The organism is Myxococcus sp. AM011 (assembly GCF_013372595.1).
Classification (GTDB): Bacteria; Myxococcota; Myxococcia; order Myxococcales; family Myxococcaceae; genus Myxococcus; species Myxococcus eversor.
In genome coordinates, this window is the sequence record NZ_JABXEM010000204.1 from 1 (window position 1) to 21,875 (window position 21,875).

The following is a 21,875-nucleotide window of genomic DNA, read 5'->3' on the forward strand; positions in this document are numbered from 1 at the left end:
TGCTCGACACCGACGCCGCCGCTCTGTAGGCCGCTCCCATCACCGAGCGCGCTCGCTGACGCTCGCGCTCGGTGATGCCCATCAACCAGGCGGAGCGCTAGTCCATCAACCAGCCTGCCTCGCAACAATCGGCGTCGCGAAGAACCACCCCAGCATGGGCAGCACCACCTGCGGCGTGTTGATTTTGAGCAGACACTCGAAAACCGTGCTCGCCACGCCGTGGAAGGTGTCGTCGTCCGTGGCCTCGTACCGAATGCGCGATTCGAGTGAGGTGCCATTCGGCAGGTAAGCCACGGGGGCGTCCGAGAGGAAGCCTCCCACCCCAATGGTGCACCCAGGCGCCACCCAGACGTGGTGCGCTCCCCGCTTGAAGTCCCCCAGCGTCGTGGTGCCTGGCAGTCGCGGCACCGGCCGGCGAGCCACCACGCGCAGCAGGCCCTGGACGTTGTTGTCGCTGCCCGTCCACTGCGTGTGGACGGAGGGCAGGTGGTGCAGCAACTCCTTGCGCGAATTGAAGGCACGCCGCGGCAGCCGTGCCCCTTCCATACTGCTCCCCCTGTCCGTCCGAATGTCTCCGAGGAATACCTCCCCCTCCTCGGTTTCGACGACGGCCCTCGGCGTGAAGGTGAAGGAGGAAATCGCCTTCGCTTCTCCGCGCTGCGTCACCGTGTAGTAGCAGTACACGTCCTCATACACCTCGCCGTCGATGGTGTCGTCGCCGCTGCTTCCCTTCCCTCCCTTGGAGTCCGCGCCCTCCGCGCTCTCTTTCGTTGCTGAAGTGCGCACGGCGCGGGCCATGGACAGCCGCAGCTTCTGCGCGGCGAGGCCCGTGCGCACCTCCAGCAGGCCCAGGTACTTCTCCTGCGCGGACGGTGGACGGTGAGCAATCGCCTCCAGGATGGGCTTGAGGCGGTACTCCACGTCCTGGGCCGGCACCGTGGCCAGGCGCTCCACGGCCGCCTCGATGTCGAAGATGACGTCGTAGAGCTCGCAGCGCACGTCCGGCTCGCGGTTGACGCGGCAGTAGCCCATGCTCTGGAGGGAGTGGCAGGGCGGCGCCACGGCCCCATCCTCGCGGGCGGTGGCCATCACCTTCTCGTAGGCCTTGCGGATGTAGCCGACGCCGTCCCGGCCCTTCAGCTTCCCCAGGCCACGGCGGTCGTACTCCAGGACAAGCTCGGTGATTTCATCGAGGCCCAGCCCCTTGTGGGCGAAGTAGCGGACCATGTTGAAGATGGCGACGCTCCGGTCCTCTGCGCCCTCATTCCACAGGCGCTGTACCGGGCCACACATCTCCACAGGCTGCGCCCAGTCGTACTCCCCGGCTTCCGTCCGGCGGGCCTTCACTGTCCCCTGCGGCGCCGAGGTGGAGGCAACCAGCGGCAGCACCACCTGGGCCGGACGCGCCAGGTTCCCCACGAGCTGCTGCACCGGCGCGCGCAGCAGGCGCTCCAGGAGCTGCGGATCCTCCAGGCGCTCGAAGCCGGCGAGCGCCCGAGCGGCTCGGTGAGGCCGCTCCACCGTGCCCGCGCCCTTCCGGCTGACGGTGCCCACCACCTTGATGATGCGGGCCACGTCGTGGATGGAGTCCACGTGCACGCGCTCGGACTGGAAGCGGGCGCGCACCTCGGCCTCGAAGGACTTCAGGCCCGCCTGCACGCGCTCGTGAGCCTCGCCCGCCAGGGACTGCGGCGGCAGGGCGAACCACAGCTGCGCCCCGTTGCCGCTCATCATCAGCCGCGGGCGGGCGAGTCCCTGTGCCCCGCACCAGTCCGCGGCGGCTGTCGCCACCTGGAGCGTCAGCGAGAGCTCGTCCTCGGTGCTGGCCGTGTCCTTGGGGCGCACCGGGTCCAGGTCCACCACCGTGGCCGTCACCACCTCGATGTCCTTGCTGCCCGCGCCGCTGCGCAAGGGACGGAGGACATTGGGGGCCAGCTCGAGCAGGCGCCGGGGACGCGGTTGAATGCCCACGTACACGTTGCCGTCGGCGTTGGCCGCCGCACAGGCCGCGACGAAGGCCTCCTCGTCGTCGAAGAAGCCCAGGCCGACAATGCCTCCGCCGCCCGGGCGGATGACACGGACTTCGCTCACGCCGTGCTGCGCGTGTGCCAGCCACCGCCAGGTGGCGCGGATGGCATCGGGGTTGGGAGTGCTTGGAGTGGTGTCAAAAGGTGTCGTCATCGAAGGTGCTCACTCTCTGCGGTGGTTCAATGCACGTCGGCGTGGGCTGTCACTCCCAACACGGTGGCGTACTGTTGGCGGCGCTCTGCGTGGTGGCGCCGCAAGAGCGGCACCTCCCTGTCCACGAAGTCGATGAGGACGGCGCTCTTCTTCTCCGGGTGGGGACGCATGAGGCGTCCGAGGCGCTGGACTGTGCGTCCACGCGCGCGGCCGGGGTACGCCAGGAAGACGCGCGAGAGGCGCGGCAAGTCGAGCCCCTCATCCGCCAGGCTGGTGGCCACCAGCACACGGACGCGCCCGGCGCGGGCCTGCTCCAGGAGGGCCTTGCGCGCCTCGCGCGGCACCTCACTCGTCAACGCAGCGGCCGACAGGCCGGCGGCCGAGAGCCGATGCGCCAGCAGGTCGCAGTGGTCCACCCGGCCAGTGAGGACGAGGCACAGGTGGCCCGCCCAAGCCTCGCGTGCGACGGCGCCGACAATGAGGTCGTTGCGCGCCTTGTCCTCCGCCAGCGCCTCCAGCATGGGCGCGTAGTCCGCGGCGCGTCCGTAGGGGAAGTCGAAGGCCGTCTCCACGGCGCGCACCTCGGGCACCACCAGCACTCCGCGCGCGACGAGTTCCTCGTGCTTCACCACGGCCAGGGGCGCGCCCAGGTAGAAGCGCAGGAGGGGCGTCAGCCCGTCCTCCCTCTCAGGCGTCGCCGTCAGGCCCAGCCGGTAGCGCGCCGGGCAGCGGTCGACGATTCGATGGAAGGCGCTGGCGGCGATGTGGTGGGCCTCGTCGAGGACGAGCAGGCCGAAGCCATGGAGGAATGCGTCGAGCTTCGCCTCGTCCCACCGCGCGAGGGACTGGACGACGGCCACGGTGATGGACCGCACCTCCTCCTCGCCCGCGCCCACGAGGCCGGCCTCCAGGCCCAGGCGCTCGCGGATGTGCTCCCGCCACTGCTCCGCCAGGTCCAAGGTGTGGACCAGGATGAGCGTCGGCGTGCGGAGCCGTGCGATGGCTCCGACGGCGAGGACACTCTTCCCTGCCCCGCATGGGAGCACCGCCGTCCCCTGGGTGGCCTTCGCCAGGCGCTCCACCGCCTCGGACTGGTAGTCGCGCAGGGGCACCTCCGGAAGCTTCGCCAGGCGCTTCGTCGGAAACACCCGCGCGTCCTCGAAGGAGAGCGTCAGGCCGGCCTCGTCCGCGGCCCGGCGCAGCAGGTGAATGGCCCCGCGCGGCAGCACCAACTCCCGCTCCTGCTGGCGGAAGAAGTACAGCGTCTGGGGCTCCGCCCCGGGGCGCTTTCGCAGCCGCAACAGCTTCAAATACGCGGGGTTTGGAATGGAGAGTGCCCGGCAGAGGCCCTCCAGCACCTTGGGCGGCACGTCGCCCGCCGCGAGCCGCAAGCCCGCATCCACGCGTACGCGCAGCGTCTGCTTGCCTGTGGCCGCGCCCGCGTTGCCCGCAGGCACAGACGGAGCCGTCCCAGCGTTGGAGTCCTGGAAGCGAGAGACAACACGTCCCCCGTCCCCGCGCATTTCGGAGAAGTCTTCGACCATTTTTATCGTCCTCAGAGAAGCGCGTCGGGGGCACGCAACAGGCCCCCTTCGCGCATGGCTACGGCAACCAACTTCAGCGGGGCACGCTCACGGCCCGAAGGGGTCCACGTCCGCGACACGCTCCGCGGAGTACTCAGCCACGAGGGAGTCGACGAAGGCGCGCGCCAGCTCTCCCCGCGACGCCGGCAAGTCGCGAATGCGCTGCACGGAGAACTTCTGGAGGAAGCGATCCACGGCCTCGCGCGGCAGTGCCTTCAGGGCCGTGGCGATTCCTTGCGCCAGCTTCACGTCGATGGGCTCGTTCGCCTTCGCGTTGGGAGCGCCCGCGGGCGACGCGCCGCTCGCCGCGCCCTCCGCCTCCGCCGCGTACAGCTTCGGCAGGTCATGTTGCTGCAACGACTGGAAGGCCGCCGTCTCCTCGTGGGTGAGCTGCCGGTCCGGGAGGATGGAGTACGTCGTCTTCGTGTCCTTGGCCGCCCCTCGGCGCTTCACCTCGAAGGCCCACTTCTCCAGGCCGTACTTCGCCCGGAGCTCCATCAGCGTGTTGAAGAAGGTGACGGCCTGCTCCATCACCTTGACCTCGCGCGTCCCATAGACGCCGACGTTGAGAGCCACGCGCAGCGAGGGCTTGTGGCCCTGGGCCTTCAGCTTCTCGTCGAAGGGGACGAACTTGTTGTCGATGAAAACCACCTCGCGCGGGTGCGGCTCCCCGAGGAAGACGACGACAGCGGTGTCCCCGTCATTCGCGAGCTTCAGCCAGGCGCCGCCCTGCTGCTCGTGCTGCTTGGCCATCGCGGCCGTCTGCTCCCACATGTTGTTCGCCATGGTGCTTCACTCCTCCTTCTGGCAGTGCGTGGTGGAGGCGTGGCGCTCGCGCCGGTACACCGAGAACAACTCGGTGCCGTCCACGGTGCAGCCCGCCGGCTCGACGTTGAAGTCCGCCTCGCTGTCGACGACGTGCTCGAGTTCCCAGCGGCGGAAGAGGCCCGGCATGCGGACGTAGTCGTTGGCCCCGGCCCCTTCGCACTCGCAGCAGGGGCACGCGGCGCGCCCCTCCGCTTCCGGCCCTGCGTTGCCCCGGCTCACCACCCGGAGGCGGTGCCCGTCGATGCGAGCGAAGAAGCGCACGTATGTTTCATCGTGCTCGAAGCTGTTTCGCGCGGCTGTCTTCATTCAGTCCTTCCAGGTTGAAGGCAATACAGTGGCGTCGCTGTCCGCGTCGGCGGACAGGGCGTGTCAAAGCAGGCGTGGATTGGGGCGCGACGCGCCCCCGCTACTCCCCCAAAGTCAGGCGGCGCGCGTAGGGGACATACGATTCGCGCAGCCCGTCAGCCGCCCCCTCCCGGTGCCCTCTCGGTTGTTTCAGAATCCACAAACTCTAAAAAGCACCCCCACCCGCCGTTTCGGGACAAGAAATCTTTTTCGGGGATTTTATTCTTCATTTTCCGCAGGCGAGCCAGGGCCCGCCGGACGCGCTTGCGCGCCGTTTCGGGCGACAGCCCAAGGCTCGCTGCCACCTCGACAGCGTCCTCTTCGCGAAGGACGAGGGACACCAGCAGGTCAGTGTCCTCCCCCGTCAGCGGGAGGAGCCATGCGCGCAGCTCCTCCACCTCGGCGTTGAAGGAGCGGGCTCGCGAGGCGAAGGGAGTGAGCCACGGCACCGAGGGCGCCCAGCCGTCCACGTCTGCCAGCGACTCAAGGCGCGCGCGCTGGCGTTGCTCTACCAGCTCCCTGTGCCATGCCTTGAGGACGTCGCGCTCCGTCCCGCGCACGAGTGTCCCAGCCACGCGATGGACGCCTGACAAGTTGACGCGTGCCACGAGGGCCATGAAGGACACGGCCACCGAGGACACCACCTCCGCGGGCGGTTGCTCCGTTCGCCTGAGACAGCGGCGATACACGCTGTCCAACCCGGGCCACAGGCTCAACCACAATAAGGCCACGAAGAAGCTGGCAGCGGCCCCCGTCTGAACCATGACGACGAGCCCCGCGAGCAAGCCATCCTTGACGTGAGACTCGCCTTCACGCGCGGTGAGAAACGAAACAAGGGCCTCCGGCTGCTCGAAGTCGGCGAGCGCCTCCCAGTTGCGTCGCACCAGGCGATAGGCGCGCTGCGCCTCGGCCGTCCGGAGGGCCACGCCAAGCTCTTGATGGAGAGCATCCCAACCACGACTCACAGGTGCATGCCGTCCCGGTCCTGCGCTCGGCGCGCGGGAGGTGCCGGGTGAGAGAGGAGACAAGGCCGAGCCCCGTTGAGGGAATGGCGCCAGCGCCTCCGAGGTGGCCCCGCCTTCGGTGGGAGCCTCGTGGCTGCGGCGCGTCAGTCGTCGGAAGAGGAGAGCGCTCCACGCGCCCGAGCCCCGAGCGGCCTCGCTAGGGTAACGGGCGAGCCCCCTTCCGAATGGGGGCACGACAACCGGAGCGCGGCGTGCCCAGGAAGGCCAAGACGCGGCTTTCACGGCGCAGGCCCAGTCCTATCCGGACGGCGCACCGCTTCGGCATCAGGGCCGAGCCGCTCACAACAAAACAGCACATCGTGCTGAAACCGTAATTCACGCAGCTTCCCTTCACAGCCCAAGGACGACACCGCGCCGCGACAGGGCCTCAAGGAATACGTGCGACAGCGTGCATCCTGGGCGTGACGGAAGCGTGACGGCGTGAAGAAAACGCGTGCCCACTCCTCCCATACCGCCAACACCCCCTCCGCACTTCAGGGTGATACTTATTATTCATGTCTCAAGCCCTCCCCAAGTCCCCAATACCCAGACAGCCACGCATTCAATGGCGCTTCCGTCGCATCCGACTTTTCCAGTGGGGATATCCGAGCCGACTGCATTGAAGTCGGCGACACGGCCGCGCGGCTTGCGACTTTCATGCCCGCACGTCGCCCCTCGGGGACCGTCCACGCAGCCGGACACGCGCCAAGTGAAACACGTTCTCTCTCCGTATCATCGCCGTCGCGTCACGGGAGCACCTGACCGTTGTCGGGGGCTGCGGCCCCCTGACAGGGCGCAGGTGACGAGGAAGGCCTTCGCCCTGCCCCTGGGCAGCGCCCAGCCCGCTTCGACGCACGTGGAGGCCGTTTCCGGCCGTCCAGCGGCCATTCACAGGCATTGGCCCCACCGCGTCCAGCCACGCTCTCCAAGCCTCTTCACAACCAGCCACAACACTTTCACCTAAAGTCAAAGATGATGGCAGTCGGTGGCAGATGGTGGCAGCCCTCCCTTCCACTCTTTTCTTCTATAAATTCATTATCTTATCTTAAAGTGGCAGTGGTGGCAGTGTTTCAAAAAGTACCCCTACGTAGCAGGCGCGCGCATATTTGAATGGCACTATTCAATAGGGGTTCAGGAGAACACTCTCCCTAGGCGGCATTACCCCAGAAAACACTGCCACTACTGCCACCTCCGCCACTCCAGCGATTTCACTGGGGAATTTCGTGGCAGTCTTTTGAATCGCGCCTGCCATCACTGCCACCCTCCAGCTCCGCGTTGGTTTTTGAGGCACGCGAGAAGAAAGGGTGACGACACAGGTGTCCCCGAAATCGCGCCGGAGGCCTTTGCTCTGCCTTATGGCCGCGTGTCGCTCGCCCCGGAAAATCAAAAAAGAAATCGGGCAAAAAGAAATCCTGTCCCGAAACGGAGGGATGGGGTGCTTTTAGGGTGTATCGGCAAACACGCGCCGCCGACATCCGCGAATGGCCCTTACGCACTACCTCCAGCCCACCGCCGCACAGCATCGTCCGCCAGGCGTGACGTGCGAAGCGTATGTCCGCGGCGAGGGCAAGCACTGCCTGCACTACCGGACTGGCGGGGGCTGCGCCCTGGCCAGCATCTCCACGTGCACCGAGTGGCTGAAGGTGAATCGGCAGCCCCGTGCTCCTCGTGAAGAGGTCGCGCCCCCTTCCTCCGTTCCTCCGGCGAAGTCCGCCCCGGCTGCGGTGGATCTCTTCGGTCATCCGCTGACCGAGGCTGGCTCGAAGAAGAACGCCCCATCCCCCGCCTCCAGGCCCGCGCCACCCGCTCCGTCTCCCGATGTGAAGGAGCTGGACGCGGAGTCCCCGCTCTCCGCCCTGCGCGGCCTCACCGACGAGGACATCGCCAGCTTCAAGGCCCTCGGTGCCGAGGTGTGCTTCGCCTCCGAAACCTACGGCGAGGTGTGGCTCGTTCCGGCCTACACCGGCCAGGCCCGAAAGGAGCTCACCCCGGAGCACGCCGCCACGCTCGTGCGCGTCCTGTCTGCCTTCCCGGGCTCTCGCGTCATGTCCTTCGAGAAACGGCAAGCCTCCGCGGATGAGGTGTCGCCATGAGCGTGGCCCGGGCCTGTGAAACACACGCAGGTGGCCGCGCTGCATGTCCCCTTCGACTTGATGTGTCTCTCGAAAAGAGCGTGATGACTGACTCGCGACACGCCACTGCACCGGCCCGGAGGCCCACGTCATGAGCGCACTGCGAAACGAGCATTTGTCATACAGCCGGCTGAGCCGCTTCGAGGCCTGCCCGCTGTCCTACCAGCTCCACTACCTCGACAAGCACACCGCCGAGCCCGGCGTCCCCCTGAGCTTCGGGAAGGCACTGCACGCCGTCCTCGAGCGACTCCTCCAGGAAGTCGTCGACACCGAGTACTCGGGCCCCCTCTCCGAGGAGCGCGCCCTCCAGCTCTATCGTGAAGAGTGGGCCGCCTCGGGCCTCTCCGGTCTGGACCTCTTCCAGCAGGGCCTCTCCATCCTCCAGGACTTCGTCCGCCAGCAGGGCCGCGTGGACTCCCGCGACATCCTCGCCGTTGAGAAGGAGTTCCGCCTGCCGGTGGGGCCCTTCACCGTCCTGGGCTTCATCGACCGCGTCGACTGGGTGGACGACGAGACGGTCCACGTCATGGACTACAAGTCCAACCACCAGCTCTTCTCGCGCGAGGAGCTGGACGCCAGCCTCCAGCTCAGCCTCTACGCCCTCGCCGCGCGCCGCATGTGGCCCTGGGCGAAGAAGGTGCGCCTCTCCATGTGGATGCTGCGCCACGGCGTGCGGCAGGAGACGACGCGCACCGAGGAGCAGTTGGACGCCGCCCTCGCCTACGTCGAGACGCTGGGCCAGCAGATGGAGAAGGCGGAGTCCTTCCCGGCCCGGCTCAACCCCAACTGCGTGTACTGCGACCACCGGCGCAACTGCCCCGCCTACGCCCAGGCGTTGGAGGGACAGCGTGACGTCGTCTGCGAGGACACGTCCGACTTGGAGTCCGTCGCCCGCGAGCGCCAGGAAGTCGCCCACCTCGCGAAGATTCTCAACGCGCGCAAGGCGGAGCTGGAGGGCGTCCTCCGGGCCCACCTCGCTGAACAGGACGAACTCGTCCTCGCCGGCACGCGCTACCGCATGTTCACCACCACCAGCCTCGACTACCCGCTGGAGCCCACCGTCGCGGTGCTGGCCCGGGCCACCGGCCTCTCCAGTGAGGAGCTAATGCAGCGCCTCGCCAGCGTCGAGAAGAAGGCCCTCGACGCGCTGCTGAAGGACGCGGGCAAGCGCCTGGGCACCGCGCGCGTCGCGCTGCTGAAGGCCGAGCTGGACTCCCTCGCCGCCAAACACCACTCGCCCAGGTTCTGGGCCAAGGAGGTTGCATAGATGCTGTCCGCTCACCCTGCTTCCGACACCACCCCTGCCTCTGCCCTCCCCTCGCTGCTCTTCCCCAGCCTCCCGCCGCATCTGCGGACGCTCTCGTTCATCGACCTGGAGACGACGGGCCTGGATGCCTCCCGGCACGAAGTGCTGGAGGTGGCCATCCTCCGCGTCGATGCCCGAAGCCTCAAGGTGCTGGCGGAGTACGAGGCGCGCGTGCTGCCCACCCGGCTGGCGGACGCCCAGCCCGAAGCCCTGGCCGTGTGCGGCTACTCCGACGAGGAATGGCGGGACGCGCTGCCCCTGCAGGAAGTCTTGGCCACCGTGACGCCACTGCTGACGGGCACCCTCGTGGCCGGCCACAACACCAGCTTCGACTGGGGCTTCCTCGTCGAGGGCTACCGCCGCACCAAGCTGCCCCTGCCCTCCGTCGACTACCACCGCCTCGACACCGCCAGCCTCGCGTGGCCGCTGCTCGCCACGGGCGAGGTGGAGTCCCTCTCCCTCAACGCCCTGGCCAAGCGCTTCGGCCTCCACCGGCCCTCGCCTCACCGCGCCATGGCGGACGCCCGCTGCGCGCTGGAGCTGGCCCGCTGCCTCGCGGTGCGCATGGCCCGTGGCGGGCACATGGAGCGGCTGCTGGAGGAGTCGGGAGGTGTCTCGTGAGCGGCGCTTCCTCCCGTCGCAAGGGCGCGGATTTCGAGAGAGCCCTCGTCCACCGCTTCCGCGACGCCATGCCCGAGGCCGTCATCCGCCGCGGACTCCAATACCGCACCGGCCAGGAGGTGTCCGACGTCGAGGTGCCGTGCTTCTGGCTGGAGGCCAAGGCCCACCAGCGCACCAACGTCCGGGAGGCCATGCGACAGGCGGTGGAGACGTGCCCGCCGGGCCGTTGGCCGTTGGCCGTGTGCAAGGACGACGGGCAGCCGCCCCTCGTCACCATGCAGTTGGATGACTTCCTCGAGCTGGTGCGCGAGTGGTGGGAGGCCCGTCCTCGGTGAGTGACTTCTTCGGCCACCTCCTCGGCCTGCTGCGTGTGGAGGCACTCTCGCCTCGGCACCAGGCCGTCTTCACGGCTGCGCGCACGCAGCGGCACGCCTTCGCGCGCCATGCCACCCCCGAATCAGTGCTGGCCGCCATGGCTGACGCGCGCGAGGAGACGTACCCGGAGCGGGAAGCCCTCACCCGGGCCCTGATGGCCGAAATGCAGGCCTCCTCCAGCCCGGCGTGGACAGCGGCCCTCGCCACCGCCTACGCCCCCATGTTGCGCCGCCTGCGCCGCCGCCTCCTCGGCAACGCGGTGCCTCGCGAGGACCTCGACCAGCTCGTCCTCGCCACCTTCCTGTCCGTCGCGCGCGGCTTCCCCCTCGTGCGCTGGAGGGACTGGACGGCGGCCCGTCTGCGCCAGCAGACGGCGCGCGAGGTGTTCCGCTTCCTGCGCAAGGAGCGCGCGGAGCAGCACGAGACGTACACGCAGCAGCAACTCGCCGAGTGGCTGCCGGACACCCGTCACGCCACGCCGGTGGAGAGCCCCAGGCGGCTCAGCGCCCGCCGCAGCTTCGTGAAGCGCGACGCCGTGCTGGTGCACCTGGCCCGGGGCACCCTGCCTCACAGCGACGTCGAAGTCCTCATGGCCACCGTCGTCCGGCGAGAGAAGCTGCGCACCTACGTCAGCCGCCTCGTCGAAGGCGACGCCACCGAGGCCGAGAGGACGTACCAGCGCCTGAAGCGCCAGCGCACGCGACTGATGCAACGCCTGCGCACCCAGGCCGTGGACGCGGTGGCCCAGCCCTCCACAGGCTGCTGAGGGACGGCCATGGCGAAGAAGAAGCTCGTCAAGAAGCTGGGGCGCCCCACCAAGGCCGAAGGCCCCCGGTTTCCTCCCGACACGGTGGACCGACTCCTTGTCGAGGGCGAGGAGGTGCCCACCACGCGAGGCCGTGTGAAGAGGCGCTTCCCCTCCTTCCGCGAGCTGGCCCAGCGCTTCGGCGTCGCCCACAGCGCCATTGCCCGGTACGCCGAGCACCACGACTGTCTCGGCCGCCGCAAGCGCCTCCTCGCGGAAACGTCACGCGCGATGCTGGTGCGTGCCGAAGCGCATCCTCCGCTGCTGCCCGCGCAACTCGCGCCGCCCGCGCCTGCCGAAGCGCTACCTCCTCCCGCGCAACTCGCGCCGCCCACGCCTGCCGAAGCGCTCCTTCCCCCGCCGCCGTCCGCGCCTCCCGAAGCGCTACCTCCCGCACCGCCTACTGCGCAGCGCAAGTTGGGACGCCCCCTCAAGTCCGAGGAGCCCGCCCTCCCGCGCCAGGAGCTCGACAAGGCCCTCGTCTTCGGCGACGTGAAGGCGCTCCCCGACGGCTCCACCATGACGTCCTACGCCTCGTACCGCGAGCTGGCCGAGCGCTTCGGCGTCGCCACCTCCCTCATCGCCAACTACTCCAGGGAGCACAACTGCCTGCGCCGCCGCGAGGAGGCCAAGACTCGCATCGCCACCAAGGCGGACCAGAAGCTGATTGAGCTGCGCGCCAACGCCATCGCCGTCTCCAAGGACGACGCCCTGAAGATGATTGACGGCTACCTCCTCGGCTTCGAGGAGGCCCTCGCCGAAGGCCGCGTGCGCGTCGACAACCCCACCGACTTCAACACCATGGTGCGCTTGAAGGAGTTCGTCCAAGGCGGCGCCGACTCCCGCCAGGAGCTGCACGCCAGCTTCTCGCTGGAGGGCCTCCAGGCCCGGCACGCCCAGGCCCTGCGCGCGGCACGCGAGACGACGCCCGCCGTGCGCGGCGAGGTGGACGCAGAGGTGGTGAGCAGCGACGACGAGGACCTCGACACAGCCTCGCCGGGAAGCACCAAGGACGACACCCTCATGGAGCCACCCACGGACGTCGCGTCCCCCGCCGACTCCGTCTGAGTGCGCCCTCCGGTAAGTGAACGGAGCTTTTCCGCGATCAATTTCGCCGTTCACTTTCACGCCGCCAGGCCGCGCCTGGTCACTTTCCCCCGGGAGCTCCACCAGGCACGCGGAAGCACACGCCTGGCTCCACAGCCTTCGTAGTTTCGCGAGGTTAGGGCGGACAGCCACCAGGTCCTTGAGCGCCGCGGTACGAGTTCGGGCCTGAACTCGCGCCCTGAAGCACACTCCGTCCAGCGGGCCGGACGCCAGCGCGCCGTTCACTTCCCCGGCCCGGGGCGACCTGCTCCGCTGCGCCCCGCTGGCCGCCACGTGGCCCACCTGGCGCTCGGCTCCGGTTGGCCCCGCGCACCGCGCCTGTCGCCGCGTGGCGCCCCGTTCGTGCGCGCGTGTCCCCCAGCGCTTCGGGCCGCAGGCCTTTGTCTTCCTCGTGAGTCCCACGAGCCCCCGAGCTGCCCTCGAAGCACCGGCCCTCCGCCCCGCGCGCACCTGGGCGCGCGTGCCGTTACCAGGGCCGAGCCGAATGGCCGAAAATGGGTAAAGGCGGCCATTCGGCGTCACTGCCCCCACGCTGTTTCGCGCGCTTACGAGCCCTCGTGAGGGACCGAAGCGCCGAGGCCAATGGCCGCTTTTCTCTGGTTGGGGCCACCTGCCGCCCGCCGCGCGGCCCAGCTCCTCCCCAGTCACCTTCACCGCCTACCCCGGCCGGGCGCAACCATGCCTACCGATGACGCCAGCACGCCTACCCCGCCTACCCCTGACGCCAGGGTGGGGGGTGGTGCGATCTTTCGTGCGGGTGGCGCCGCCGGGGCGTGTACCTGGGGCCCTTTTCGAGAGAGTCACCTCCGAAAAAGTGAACACCCCTCCCCTGTTCATTTGCACCCGGTAAGTGAACGCCTCGCGCTGTTCACTTTCGCCGGCCGCACATGGGACGGCCCGCGCGAGCATTGCGCACGGCTGCCCCTCACCGCCTCCGCGCGGCACCCCAGCCCAGCCAGGGGCTCTCGCGGGCGCTCAGCGCGGAGGCGGCATTCCCCATCAGCAAGGCAGGTCCTGCGTCACGCGCACCAGCTCGTCATCCGAGGGGTGCGTGTAGATGACCGTGGAGTCGATGCTGCGCTGGCGCGCGAAGCGCTGGGTGAGGCGGATGTCCTTCGTGCGCCGGTACACCCCGGTGCACGCGGTGTGGCGAACGCTGTGGAAGTTCAGGTGCCGCTCCAGGCCCGCGCGCACCTGCCACACCGCGAAGCCGTGGCGCACCTGCCGCGTGGACAGGCGCAGGCCCTTGCGGCTCAGGAAGAGGGGCGCCTGGGGCCCCACGTCGTGCCCCTGCGAGCGCTTCAAGCGCAACAGCTTCTCCAGCTTCGCGCGCACCGTGTCCGAGAGGACGATCTCTTGGGGGCCCGGACGCCGGCGGCACCCCTTGAAGACGGTCAGCGCCACGTGCCGGCGTGCGCGCCCACGCTCGTCGAAGATGTCGCCGATGTTGAGGGCCACCAGTTCGTGCTCTCGCAGGCCCGAGGCCAGCGCGAGGCTGTAGAGGCAGTGGTCCCTGAATCCATCCCGGTGCAACCCCGTGGTGCGCAAGAGCAGCGCCACCTCCTTCTCGGTAAGGGTGCGGGGTGCTCGGACGACAGCGGCATAGGCAGACATGGCGACTCCTTCGTGAAGAGGACGCGGCCATACGCGCTCTGTCGCCCCAGCAAGACAAGTCATTAACCACGCTGCGCATTCTTGAGCCGGGCCCCGCGCGGACTCGGCGTTTCCCCGAAAGGAGTCGCTGTGCATCCGCTGGCCCATTTCAACTTCGAGGCGCACCGCGTCCGTGTCTCCGTGGACGAGCGGGGTGAGCCATGGTTCGTGGCCGCCGACGTCTGCGAGGCTCTCGATATCGCCGACAGCCCGAAAGCCCTGGGCAGACTGGGCGACGATGAAAAGGGCGTCGGTACTACCGACACCCCGGGCGGCCTCAAGAGAGTCGCCACCGTCAACGAGTCCGGCGTGTACCGCCTCGTCTTCACCAGCCAGGCTGCGGGGGCGGAGCGATTCAAACGCTGGCTCGCGCACGAGGTGCTCCCCACCCTCCGCAGGACGGGGGCCTACCCGCGTCCAGCCGCTCCTCATGCACAGCCGCGCCTGGCACCCTTCTCACCACTCCAGGACCAAGTCCTGGCACACCTGGACGTGGCCAGGACGCTCGCCTCCTTCGTTCCGGGCCACAAGCCGGAGCTGGCAGCGGCCCACGCGCTCGACGCCATCCAAACGGACACTGGGTTGTCGATGGAGCACCACCGCAAGGGGCTGTCGGCCGCCGCGCCACCCGCGCGGCTCAACGCCATGCAGCTCGGCCAGAAGGTGGGACTGTCCGCCCGGAAGATGAACCTTCGCCTGGAGGCATGCGGCCTCCAGCGGCAAGCCGCGAGTGGCGAGTGGGAGCTGACGGACGCCGGCTGGGAGTACGCCGAGGCTGTTCCCCTCAGCCCCCATGAACATTCCGCCTGCCAGCTTCTCTGGCGCCCCGAGGTACTCGGCGTCCTGGAAGATGCCGCTCGTTCCTCGGCCATTTCCGTCGGCCTCGGCTGAAGGAGGACACCGTGACGCTCGGCATCGTCAAGCGCACCGAGGATGACCTCACCCAGTGGCTCGCCACCGAGTCGGGCTTCATCTCCGGCCTGTGCCACTACGACAATGAGCCGGTGGTGCTGGAGCCCTACCAGCAGGCCCTGCTCGACAACCGCTCTCGATTCAGGTGGGTGGCGAAGAGCCGCCAGGTGGGCTTCTCCTTCCTCTTCGCCCTCGAGGCTCTCGCGCGCTGCCACCTGCGTGACGGCCACACGGCGGTCTTCGTGTCGTACAACTTGTCCGACGCCGTCGAGAAGGTGCTCATCGCCCGGCAGGTGTACGAGGAGCTGCCGCTCGCCTATCAAAAGAAGCTCGTCACCGATGCGAAGACGGAGCTGGCCTTCGAGTCGAACTCCCGAGGCCGGCGCCTCTCGCGCATCATCTCCGTACCCTCCAAGCCTCCGCGCGGCAAGCGCGGGGATGCCTACCTGGACGAGCTGGCGCATTACATCAATGATCGCGAGGTCTACACGGGCAGCACCGCCCTCATCCTCCGCTCGCACGGGCAGCTGACGGGATGCAGCACGCCGCTGGGCCGGCGCGGCATCTTCTGGGAAATCGCCTCGCAGGAGCTGCGCAAGTACCCGCACCACACGCGCCAGCAGGTGCCCTGGTGGCTGTGCCGCTTCTTCAGCCACGACGTGCGGCGCGCCGCAGTGGAGGCCCCCCTCATGCCCACCGAGGAGCGCGTCGTTCGCTTCGGGCGCCCCGTCCTCGTGGAGCAGTTCGACTCCCTGCCGCAGGAGGACTTCCAGCAGGAGTTCGAATGCCTTTTACGTCGACGAGTCCTACAGCTTCCTCCCCTACGAGCTCATCCTCCCGTGCACCACCGACGAGCTGCCGCTGGCCCAGGACGCATCCGACGTGCCCGTGCCCCAGGGGCGCCTGGTGGCGGGCTTCGACGTGGGCCGCACACGAGACCGCTCGGAGCTGGCCGTCTTCGAGGAGGTGCAGGGCCGCTTCACGTGCCGCATGCTGCGCAGCTTCGAGGGCGTGCCCTTCGCCGAACAGGAGGGACACCTCCGGCGTCTCCTGTCCGTCCTGCCCGTGGCGCGCCTCAGCGTTGACCGGAGCGGCATCGGCATGAACCTCGCGGAGAACTTGGCCCGCGACTTCCCCCAGGTCGTGGCGGAGAACTTCACGAACGAGTCCAAGGAGCGCTGGGCGACCGATTTCAAGATTCTGCTCCAGCGCCGCGACGTCACCCTGCCGCGCGAGCGTGAACTCGTCGGGCAGATCCACTCGATCAAACGCCGGGTGCTCCCTTCGGGGAAGGTGTCCTTCGATGCCGAGCGCACCAACCGCGGCCACGCGGACAAGTTCTGGGCCGCGGCCCTGGCCTGCCAACGCGAGCGGGGGCCGGAACGACGAGGTAGCGGGGAGATTGGGGTGAGGGTAATTGGATGATGCCTTCTTTGCGGTGCGAGCATAGCCTCACGCCTCAAAATCGGTCTAGCCACACCATAGACGAGATAAAGTGCCGAGGCAGGGCTGCCCTGGCTCTACACCTGGACGCTCGCCGAATCAGCAGCTATCATCAATCCAATCCATCCCTCAACACTTGGCTATGCAGCGTATGCCAGCCTTCCATGCCTCACGAATAGAGGGACCGCCGCCCGCTGCGCATCACATGATCAGCAGACCCGGACAACATCTTTCCGGGCGTGGAGACGCCTCTCCTGGCCAGGTAATTTCTGAGCGGGCCATAACTTCATCCGCCGACGCCCCAACCACGGTGACGGCACTTCCCTCCATAAGCTACGCTCCGTCCGACCCCCAAGATGAGCATCCATCAACAGAAACGGGGAAGCCAAAACAGCCCCTCGTTCACAAGCTGAGAACACCACCCCATGAGCGGAACCTCAATCCTCCCCGCCGCCATTAAGAACCAAGTCATATCCGCAATTCGAAGAGGAAGATACGCCCTCTTGCTCGGGGCAGGCTTCTCAGCCTCATCGGCATCCAAAGATGGCCGCCCATTGCCAATCGGAAATGCCCTTGCCAACGAGATCGCAACCGCGTTCTCTCTTCCTACCGGATACCCACTCACAGCACTAGCAAGCAGCATTCCTGAATCAGATCTCAACAGGCACTTCCAAGAGCGATTCCGTCACTGCATTCCCGACAACAAGCTAAAACACGTCGCGCATATCATCTGGCGAACGATCTACTCCTTCAATATCGACGACATCCTCTCCATCGTCTACAAAGACCCATCAGCCCAACAAACACCACAAGCACTCACTTTCAGACACGCATTCATCGAGCACTCAGACATCAAAGATTTAAACATAGTCCACCTCCACGGCTCAGTAGAGCATCCCGATCACGGCTACGTCTTCTCAACCCAAACATATGGCCAAGCCGCAGCACTTGACAGCAGTTGGTTCAAGATCGCAGCGGACCAACTTCTGAACACGCCCTTCATCATAGTTGGCTGCAGCCTAAACGAAATCGACCTTGAATATTACCTAGCACGACGCACAGGACTTCTAGTTGGCGACCAGCAAGTTGCCCCCTCCCTTTTTGTCACCGACCGGATGGATCCGGTAAAGGCGGCCCTTTGCACGCGCTTCGGGTTGGTTCCCATTGAGTCCTATGCTGGCGACTTCTTTGAGAACTTGTATCACATAGCGGCCCCATTTCCATCTCCACTCGAACTCATACTGCCGGCCGCGACCTCATCCGAGGTCTTCAAATCTAAGCCTACCGAAACAGACCAGCGACTGTTCTTTCGACAGTGGCTATATGTCAATCCAGCAGAACTTCCCAAACCCCTCCATGACACCATGGAGCCCCACCTGCTTACAGGGACAGAACCAAACTGGACGCAGTTGCTCCGCGGGGATGATGTAATCCGCAGCAAAGTAACCAGTATCGTCGACGAAATTTCAGCTTGGGCTCAGAATTCGGACCCCACTTCTGAAATTCAACTAATCTCAAGCGTACCGGGCGAAGGCAAGACTTCCCTAGCCATGAGGGTCGGCCTCGAAGCGGCCCGCTCTGGCTTCCCTGTCTTCTTCTACAATGCAATTGAGCGCATACTTACTCACACTGCAACAGAGGTTTTCAGCTCTATTCGAGGGAAGCCTGTCATCATCATCGACAGGGCAGGGGAGCACGGCAATCAAATCGGAGAACTGCTCACAACCCTGCAAGAGCGAAAGGTGCCGTTCTTTGCGCTGCTCACAGAACGCACCACTCGCCTCAAGAAGATTTCGGACACAATCTCTACACTCAAAATAACAGATCATTCGCTAAACAAACTCAACAAGGGCGAAGCAACGACTCTTGTCCGAAAAATGAGGGATGAAGGCTTACTGTCTCTCAAGGCGCGCCAACCCGACAATGTTCTCGCCAAAATCATCACCGACAAAGACCTTTTTACGAGCGTAATCCTTCTCAACTCATCTGCTCCGCACCTCAATGAATTCATAAAGCAGGAACTCAACGAACTGCCTGTCGACACCAAACGCGTCTACAGTCTCCTTTCGCTGGCCCACTCCTGTGGATATCCGCTCAAAACCGCAGTACTGCACCGAGCATCAGGCCTGGATTTCCCCCGTCTAAAAAAGATCCTTGCACAGGAACTCCATGGACTCGTCAGAACAATTCCACCTCTAGGAGAATACTGTGAAACTCGACACGAAATCATTGCCGAGCACCTAATCAGACTCATCTCTCCAGACGAAAGGTTCGACGCCTTCGTAAGCCTATCGCGAGCACTGGGACATTATGTCAACACTAAGACATTCGTCCGAGGAAGCCCTGAGGCCCGGCTCGCAGCTCGCTTGCTCGACTTTGACTCCACAGTCGAACCACTCCTAGGCGACAAGTCAGAGCTTCTATATTCACGTATCAAGCCCGACTGGCAATGGAATAGCCGGTATTGGAACCAACTCGCCCACCTCAAACTAGAAACAGACCCCACGACCTCTCTTAGATACGCAGAGCACGCAGTCGGGGTCGAGACGCACCCTGTAACCCTTACAACGCTTGCACAAGTCCGGTACCGCCTAGCAAGGACGCACGCAGGAACATCTCATGGCGAACGTTATCTTTCCGAAGCAATCGGCGCCATTCAACAAGCCATTCAAATCATATCAAACTGGAAGCGCCGAGACATCCAAGTCTACGACACAGGCATTCGCGGGGTCATAGAATACTACAAGACCATCCCCCCGCAGCGTCGACGAATCGAGCCACGGGTCAAGCGGTTTACCGATGAGCTGCTTTTGGATGCGCCAGTGTTTTTCAAGGCCGACCACCTACGCGACCTTGAACGCCGCTGGAGAATCCTTATCAATGAAATCCCAACAAAGTGACGCGCGCCCAAGACACACAAGGCAAACCACGCGCCATCAATCCCTGGCCACGAACACTGGCCCTATTCTGCGACACTGAGAGGGAGAGAGGACAATCGACGGTGGGCATGGTTCACCGTTTCACATGACTGCCCCCTTTACCCGCAACCACGCCTGTCGGCGGAAGGGGTACGTCGAGCAGATGCGGCGCCACGTCCACACCTCGCTCCGCGTCCACCAGTCCGCAGGCGGCTGGAGGCCGACGTCGCGCAGGTTGCCGAGGCCACGGTAGCCAACGCCGTCGAGCCCGAAGCCAGCGTTGGACTCCAGCACCAGCACCTTGTCCGTCTCCGGGTGGAAGTCCGCGACGAGGAAGGTGTGCCCCGAGCCCCACTGGCTGCGCCACCCCTGGATGAGTGTCCAGGGGTGGGGTGGCACATCCGCCGACGGCGCCAGCAGGGCCATGCCGGACTCGACGGCTGCCGTCACCGGGGAGAAGTAGTCCTGGGTGGAGGCGATCATCATCTGCCGGTGGCGGCGCATGTCCCACGAGAAGGCCGCGCCGTGCGCCTCGGAGAATGCCTTCACCAGCAAGGCCTCGGCGAAAGTGCAGCAGTTGTTCAGCCGGGGCGGTGCCAACGGGACACGGACGCCCGGGAGTGCCCATGGGTAGTACGCCCGATTCACGTCGTACCTGTAGTCGGGGAACGCGCCCAGGAGCGCGATGAGCCGCTCCTCCCAGACGGCCAGCGGCTCGCTGTCGAACGACAGCCGGGCCATGGCGGGCGAGCGCTCCTGGGAGACAAGCGTCGCGTAGCGCTGGGTGCGCCAGCGCGTGCACACCCAGGTGTCCAGCCCGCGCAACTGCGGCACCAGCAACCGGACGTAGTCGGTGTCGGGCGTGGGGTGGCGAGCCTTCTCCTCGAGCACGAGGTAGTCGCCCGCTTCGACGTAGCCTCCGGGCTGCGTGCTCGTGTCCGGCAGCGCGAAGCCGCGCAGGCGCGCGGGCAGTTTCGCGACACGGTAGGTGTCCATGGTGTCTCCTCCACGTTGAAGAGGGGCTCCAACGTGTTCGCCATGGACGAAGAGACAGAGCCGGTCCTGCCATGAGGAGCGGGGTTCGTGCGGCCCACTCTTCACGCGGGCGCAGCGCGCGTCAGGGCACCCAGTCCGCGTCGGGCGCGTCATCGTCGTCGGCGCGCCACGCGCCGCAGTGGACGCAGAACACCCACCCCACGTAGCCGGCCCGGGCAGCAGGGTGCTTGGGGTACTCCTCGGCCGTCACGAGGTAGTCGCTCGAATGGTGTGCCTCGTCCTCCCGCTCGGAGCACGGGCATGGGCATGGGCACGTCGTCACGTCGTCCGTCGTGGCGGCAACGTCACCGGCGGGCGCGATGCCGCGTGCGTCCTCTTCTCGCATCAAACACTCCGGGTTTGCATTCATCAGCAGCCCTCCCAATCGTCTCTGTCACTCGCGGCAGCGGGAGGCGCCTTCACGCATGCGCTTCGGCTCGCGCGCGGGCTCCCGCGTCAGCCGCAGGTGTCGCCAATAGCGCTCTGTCCTCCGACAAAGGCAACTCATTGAGGCGCAGGTCCTGAGCGAAAAAGCGCGCTCCCGATGTCCCCGAAATTGGGCCCGAGGCCTTTGTCCTCGTTGGAGGTGAGGCGCGCGGCCCCCAACGCCCTCGCACATCGAGGGCGCCCCTCCCACCGCGCGCCTTGCCTCCACTTGGTCCGGGAGGCCCGTGTGCAGAGCGTCGTCAGAGTCTTCGTCCTCTCCTCTCCCTCGGGCGCGCCACACCCCGGGCCGGAGTTCACCGTCGAGGCCTCCACCCACGACGGACTCCTGGAGGCGCTCCACGCCGAGCTGGCGGCCCGTGGCCAGCGCGTGCGCGCCGTCTCTCACACCCCCACGGGCCTCCTGGCTTACGTGGAGGCCCGTCCGTGACGGTGCCTGCGGAAGTCCACCAGGCCGAGGAGCGCCTCCAGTCCATCCTGAAGGCGGTGGTGGTGGGCGCCCGTGTCGACGAGCCCGCCAGCCGCCCCGGTGGAGAGGACGCCTTGGCCTTCAGCGAGGCCGGCGCCCTCCAGCCCCCATATGAGCCGGAGGCCCTCTGCCTCCTCGTCGAGCACTCCAACTCCCTTCGCCAGAACGTCGACGCGTACGCGACGAACATCGACGGCTTCGGGTACCGCTTCGAGCCCGCCATCGACTTCGACGCCGACGGGGCCCGGGAGAAGGTGGCCGACGCCATGGCCCTGGAGCGCGCCGCCGCCCATGATGCGGGAACGCTGCCTGCGGGGACGCCCCTGCGCCCCACGGCTGAGGAAGTCGCTGCTCACGCGGAGGAGGTGCGTCAGCAGGCCCGGGTGGAGAAGGCCCGCCTGGAGTCCTTCTTCGACTTCTGTTGCTTCGACGGAAGCTTCGTCGAGCTGCGCCGACGCACCCGGCACGACGTGGAGGTGACGGGCAACGCGTACTGGGAGGTGCTGCGAGACGGCAAGGGCGACATCGCCCGCTTCGTCTACGTCCCCTCGTACACGGTGCGACTCCTCCCCCTGGACAAGGAGGCCGTCGAGGTGCGCGAGCGCGTCCGCATCTCCGCCGTCAGCTTCGATACGGTGAGCACCCGTCGGCGCCTGCGCCGCTACCTCCAGGTGCAGGGCAGTGAGCGGGTGTACTTCAAGTCATTTGGAGATC

The 21,875-nt window shown here is 66.6% G+C and carries 19 protein-coding genes and 1 pseudogene; 12 read left to right on the top strand and 8 right to left on the bottom strand.

The genetic code is table 11. The features are described 5' to 3' along the window. Positions 1 to 105: 105 nt before the first annotated feature. The 5 genes from HUW62_RS33465 to HUW62_RS33485 form a co-directional block, all read right to left on the bottom strand. Positions 106 to 2,181, bottom strand: coding sequence for a hypothetical protein (locus tag HUW62_RS33465; RefSeq protein WP_255203784.1), 2,076 nt, complete (start codon positions 2,179 to 2,181; stop codon positions 106 to 108). Positions 2,182 to 2,207: 26 nt separating this feature from the next. Beyond that, entirely contained in the window at positions 2,208 to 3,725 is a 1,518-nt protein-coding gene (locus HUW62_RS33470) for a DEAD/DEAH box helicase (protein WP_176436723.1), read from the bottom strand. An 87-nt stretch (positions 3,726 to 3,812) separates the two neighbouring features. Next, on the bottom strand, positions 3,813 to 4,550 hold the full coding sequence (locus HUW62_RS33475; protein WP_176436724.1) for a hypothetical protein: 738 nt from the start codon (positions 4,548 to 4,550) through the stop codon (positions 3,813 to 3,815). Positions 4,551 to 4,556: 6 nt separating this feature from the next. Further along, the gene (locus tag HUW62_RS33480) at positions 4,557 to 4,898 is read right to left on the bottom strand and encodes a hypothetical protein (RefSeq protein WP_176436725.1); all 342 of its coding nucleotides are present in this window, start codon (positions 4,896 to 4,898) and stop codon (positions 4,557 to 4,559) included. 155 nt (positions 4,899 to 5,053) lie between these two features. After that, on the bottom strand, positions 5,054 to 5,863 hold the full coding sequence (locus tag HUW62_RS33485; protein ID WP_176436726.1) for a sigma-70 family RNA polymerase sigma factor: 810 nt from the start codon (positions 5,861 to 5,863) through the stop codon (positions 5,054 to 5,056). A gap of 1,559 nt (positions 5,864 to 7,422) precedes the next feature. Between HUW62_RS33485 and HUW62_RS33490 the strand changes: the two genes are divergently transcribed. The 6 genes from HUW62_RS33490 (at position 7,423) to HUW62_RS33515 (ending at position 12,248) form a co-directional block, all read left to right on the top strand. Beyond that, positions 7,423 to 8,034 carry a hypothetical protein gene (locus HUW62_RS33490; protein WP_176436727.1) on the top strand — a complete coding sequence of 204 codons (612 nt, stop codon included), beginning with the start codon at positions 7,423 to 7,425 and terminating at the stop codon, positions 8,032 to 8,034. 130 nt (positions 8,035 to 8,164) lie between these two features. Beyond that, entirely contained in the window at positions 8,165 to 9,340 is a 1,176-nt protein-coding gene (locus tag HUW62_RS33495; protein WP_176436728.1) for a PD-(D/E)XK nuclease family protein, read from the top strand. Then, positions 9,341 to 10,000, top strand: coding sequence for a 3'-5' exonuclease (locus HUW62_RS33500; RefSeq protein WP_176436729.1), 660 nt, complete (start codon positions 9,341 to 9,343; stop codon positions 9,998 to 10,000). After that, on the top strand, positions 9,997 to 10,335 hold the full coding sequence (locus tag HUW62_RS33505) for a hypothetical protein (RefSeq protein ID WP_176436730.1): 339 nt from the start codon (positions 9,997 to 9,999) through the stop codon (positions 10,333 to 10,335). Before HUW62_RS33500 ends, HUW62_RS33505 begins: the two co-directional genes overlap by 4 nt. Then, complete coding sequence (locus HUW62_RS33510) at positions 10,311 to 11,141, top strand: hypothetical protein (protein ID WP_176436731.1); 831 nt, start codon at positions 10,311 to 10,313, stop codon at positions 11,139 to 11,141. The genes HUW62_RS33505 and HUW62_RS33510 overlap by 25 nt, the downstream gene beginning before the upstream one ends. A 9-nt stretch (positions 11,142 to 11,150) precedes the next feature. Then, complete coding sequence (locus HUW62_RS33515; protein ID WP_176436732.1) at positions 11,151 to 12,248, top strand: AT hook motif domain protein; 1,098 nt, start codon at positions 11,151 to 11,153, stop codon at positions 12,246 to 12,248. A gap of 1,038 nt (positions 12,249 to 13,286) precedes the next feature. On the opposite strand, the gene HUW62_RS33520 is transcribed toward HUW62_RS33515, so the two are convergent. Continuing rightward, the gene (locus HUW62_RS33520; RefSeq protein ID WP_176436733.1) at positions 13,287 to 13,901 is read right to left on the bottom strand and encodes a tyrosine-type recombinase/integrase; all 615 of its coding nucleotides are present in this window, start codon (positions 13,899 to 13,901) and stop codon (positions 13,287 to 13,289) included. Positions 13,902 to 14,030: 129 nt separating this feature from the next. Between HUW62_RS33520 and HUW62_RS33525 the strand changes: the two genes are divergently transcribed. The 4 genes from HUW62_RS33525 (at position 14,031) to HUW62_RS33535 (ending at position 19,195) form a co-directional block, all read left to right on the top strand. Beyond that, positions 14,031 to 14,831 carry a BRO family protein gene (locus tag HUW62_RS33525; RefSeq protein ID WP_176436734.1) on the top strand — a complete coding sequence of 267 codons (801 nt, stop codon included), beginning with the start codon at positions 14,031 to 14,033 and terminating at the stop codon, positions 14,829 to 14,831. An 11-nt stretch (positions 14,832 to 14,842) separates the two neighbouring features. After that, positions 14,843 to 15,937 carry a terminase gene (locus HUW62_RS49150; RefSeq protein WP_368670530.1) on the top strand — a complete coding sequence of 365 codons (1,095 nt, stop codon included), beginning with the start codon at positions 14,843 to 14,845 and terminating at the stop codon, positions 15,935 to 15,937. Beyond that, a complete protein-coding gene (locus tag HUW62_RS49155) occupies positions 15,819 to 16,277 on the top strand; it encodes a terminase (protein WP_368670531.1) in 459 nt (152 codons plus the stop codon). The genes HUW62_RS49150 and HUW62_RS49155 overlap by 119 nt, the downstream gene beginning before the upstream one ends. A gap of 443 nt (positions 16,278 to 16,720) precedes the next feature. After that, positions 16,721 to 19,195, top strand: coding sequence for an SIR2 family protein (locus HUW62_RS33535; RefSeq protein ID WP_176436735.1), 2,475 nt, complete (start codon positions 16,721 to 16,723; stop codon positions 19,193 to 19,195). Between the two features lie 120 nt (positions 19,196 to 19,315). Here HUW62_RS33535 and HUW62_RS33540 read toward each other — a convergent pair whose 3' ends face one another. Both HUW62_RS33540 and HUW62_RS33545 read right to left on the bottom strand, forming a co-directional pair. Continuing rightward, positions 19,316 to 20,209 carry a hypothetical protein gene (locus HUW62_RS33540; protein ID WP_176436736.1) on the bottom strand — a complete coding sequence of 298 codons (894 nt, stop codon included), beginning with the start codon at positions 20,207 to 20,209 and terminating at the stop codon, positions 19,316 to 19,318. Between the two features lie 121 nt (positions 20,210 to 20,330). Continuing rightward, positions 20,331 to 20,594: a hypothetical protein gene (locus HUW62_RS33545; protein ID WP_255203786.1), complete on the bottom strand. Its 264-nt coding sequence runs from the start codon at positions 20,592 to 20,594 to the stop codon at positions 20,331 to 20,333. A 327-nt stretch (positions 20,595 to 20,921) separates the two neighbouring features. Between HUW62_RS33545 and HUW62_RS49160 the strand changes: the two genes are divergently transcribed. Continuing rightward, positions 20,922 to 21,122 (top strand): hypothetical protein, encoded by a 201-nt coding sequence (locus HUW62_RS49160; protein ID WP_368670532.1) that lies wholly within the window; start codon positions 20,922 to 20,924, stop codon positions 21,120 to 21,122. Further along, positions 21,119 to 21,875: pseudogene (locus tag HUW62_RS33550) on the top strand (phage portal protein); the annotation flags it as partial. The gene HUW62_RS49160 and the pseudogene HUW62_RS33550, both read left to right, overlap by 4 nt.

Excerpts from the sequence above, each read along its gene's own strand:
- HUW62_RS33465 (WP_255203784.1), bottom strand. The coding sequence starts at position 2,181 with ATGACGACACCTTTTGACACCACTCCAAGCACTCCCAACCCCGATGCC.
- HUW62_RS33470 (WP_176436723.1), bottom strand. The coding sequence starts at position 3,725 with ATGGTCGAAGACTTCTCCGAAATGCGCGGGGACGGGGGACGTGTTGTC.
- HUW62_RS33475 (WP_176436724.1), bottom strand. The coding sequence starts at position 4,550 with ATGGCGAACAACATGTGGGAGCAGACGGCCGCGATGGCCAAGCAGCAC.
- HUW62_RS33480 (WP_176436725.1), bottom strand. The coding sequence starts at position 4,898 with ATGAAGACAGCCGCGCGAAACAGCTTCGAGCACGATGAAACATACGTG.
- HUW62_RS33490 (WP_176436727.1), top strand. The coding sequence starts at position 7,423 with ATGGCCCTTACGCACTACCTCCAGCCCACCGCCGCACAGCATCGTCCG.
- HUW62_RS33495 (WP_176436728.1), top strand. The coding sequence starts at position 8,165 with ATGAGCGCACTGCGAAACGAGCATTTGTCATACAGCCGGCTGAGCCGC.
- HUW62_RS33500 (WP_176436729.1), top strand. The coding sequence starts at position 9,341 with ATGCTGTCCGCTCACCCTGCTTCCGACACCACCCCTGCCTCTGCCCTC.
- HUW62_RS33515 (WP_176436732.1), top strand. The coding sequence starts at position 11,151 with ATGGCGAAGAAGAAGCTCGTCAAGAAGCTGGGGCGCCCCACCAAGGCC.
- HUW62_RS33520 (WP_176436733.1), bottom strand. The coding sequence starts at position 13,901 with ATGTCTGCCTATGCCGCTGTCGTCCGAGCACCCCGCACCCTTACCGAG.
- HUW62_RS33535 (WP_176436735.1), top strand. The coding sequence starts at position 16,721 with ATGAGCGGAACCTCAATCCTCCCCGCCGCCATTAAGAACCAAGTCATA.
- HUW62_RS33540 (WP_176436736.1), bottom strand. The coding sequence starts at position 20,209 with ATGGACACCTACCGTGTCGCGAAACTGCCCGCGCGCCTGCGCGGCTTC.
- HUW62_RS33545 (WP_255203786.1), bottom strand. The coding sequence starts at position 20,594 with ATGCGAGAAGAGGACGCACGCGGCATCGCGCCCGCCGGTGACGTTGCC.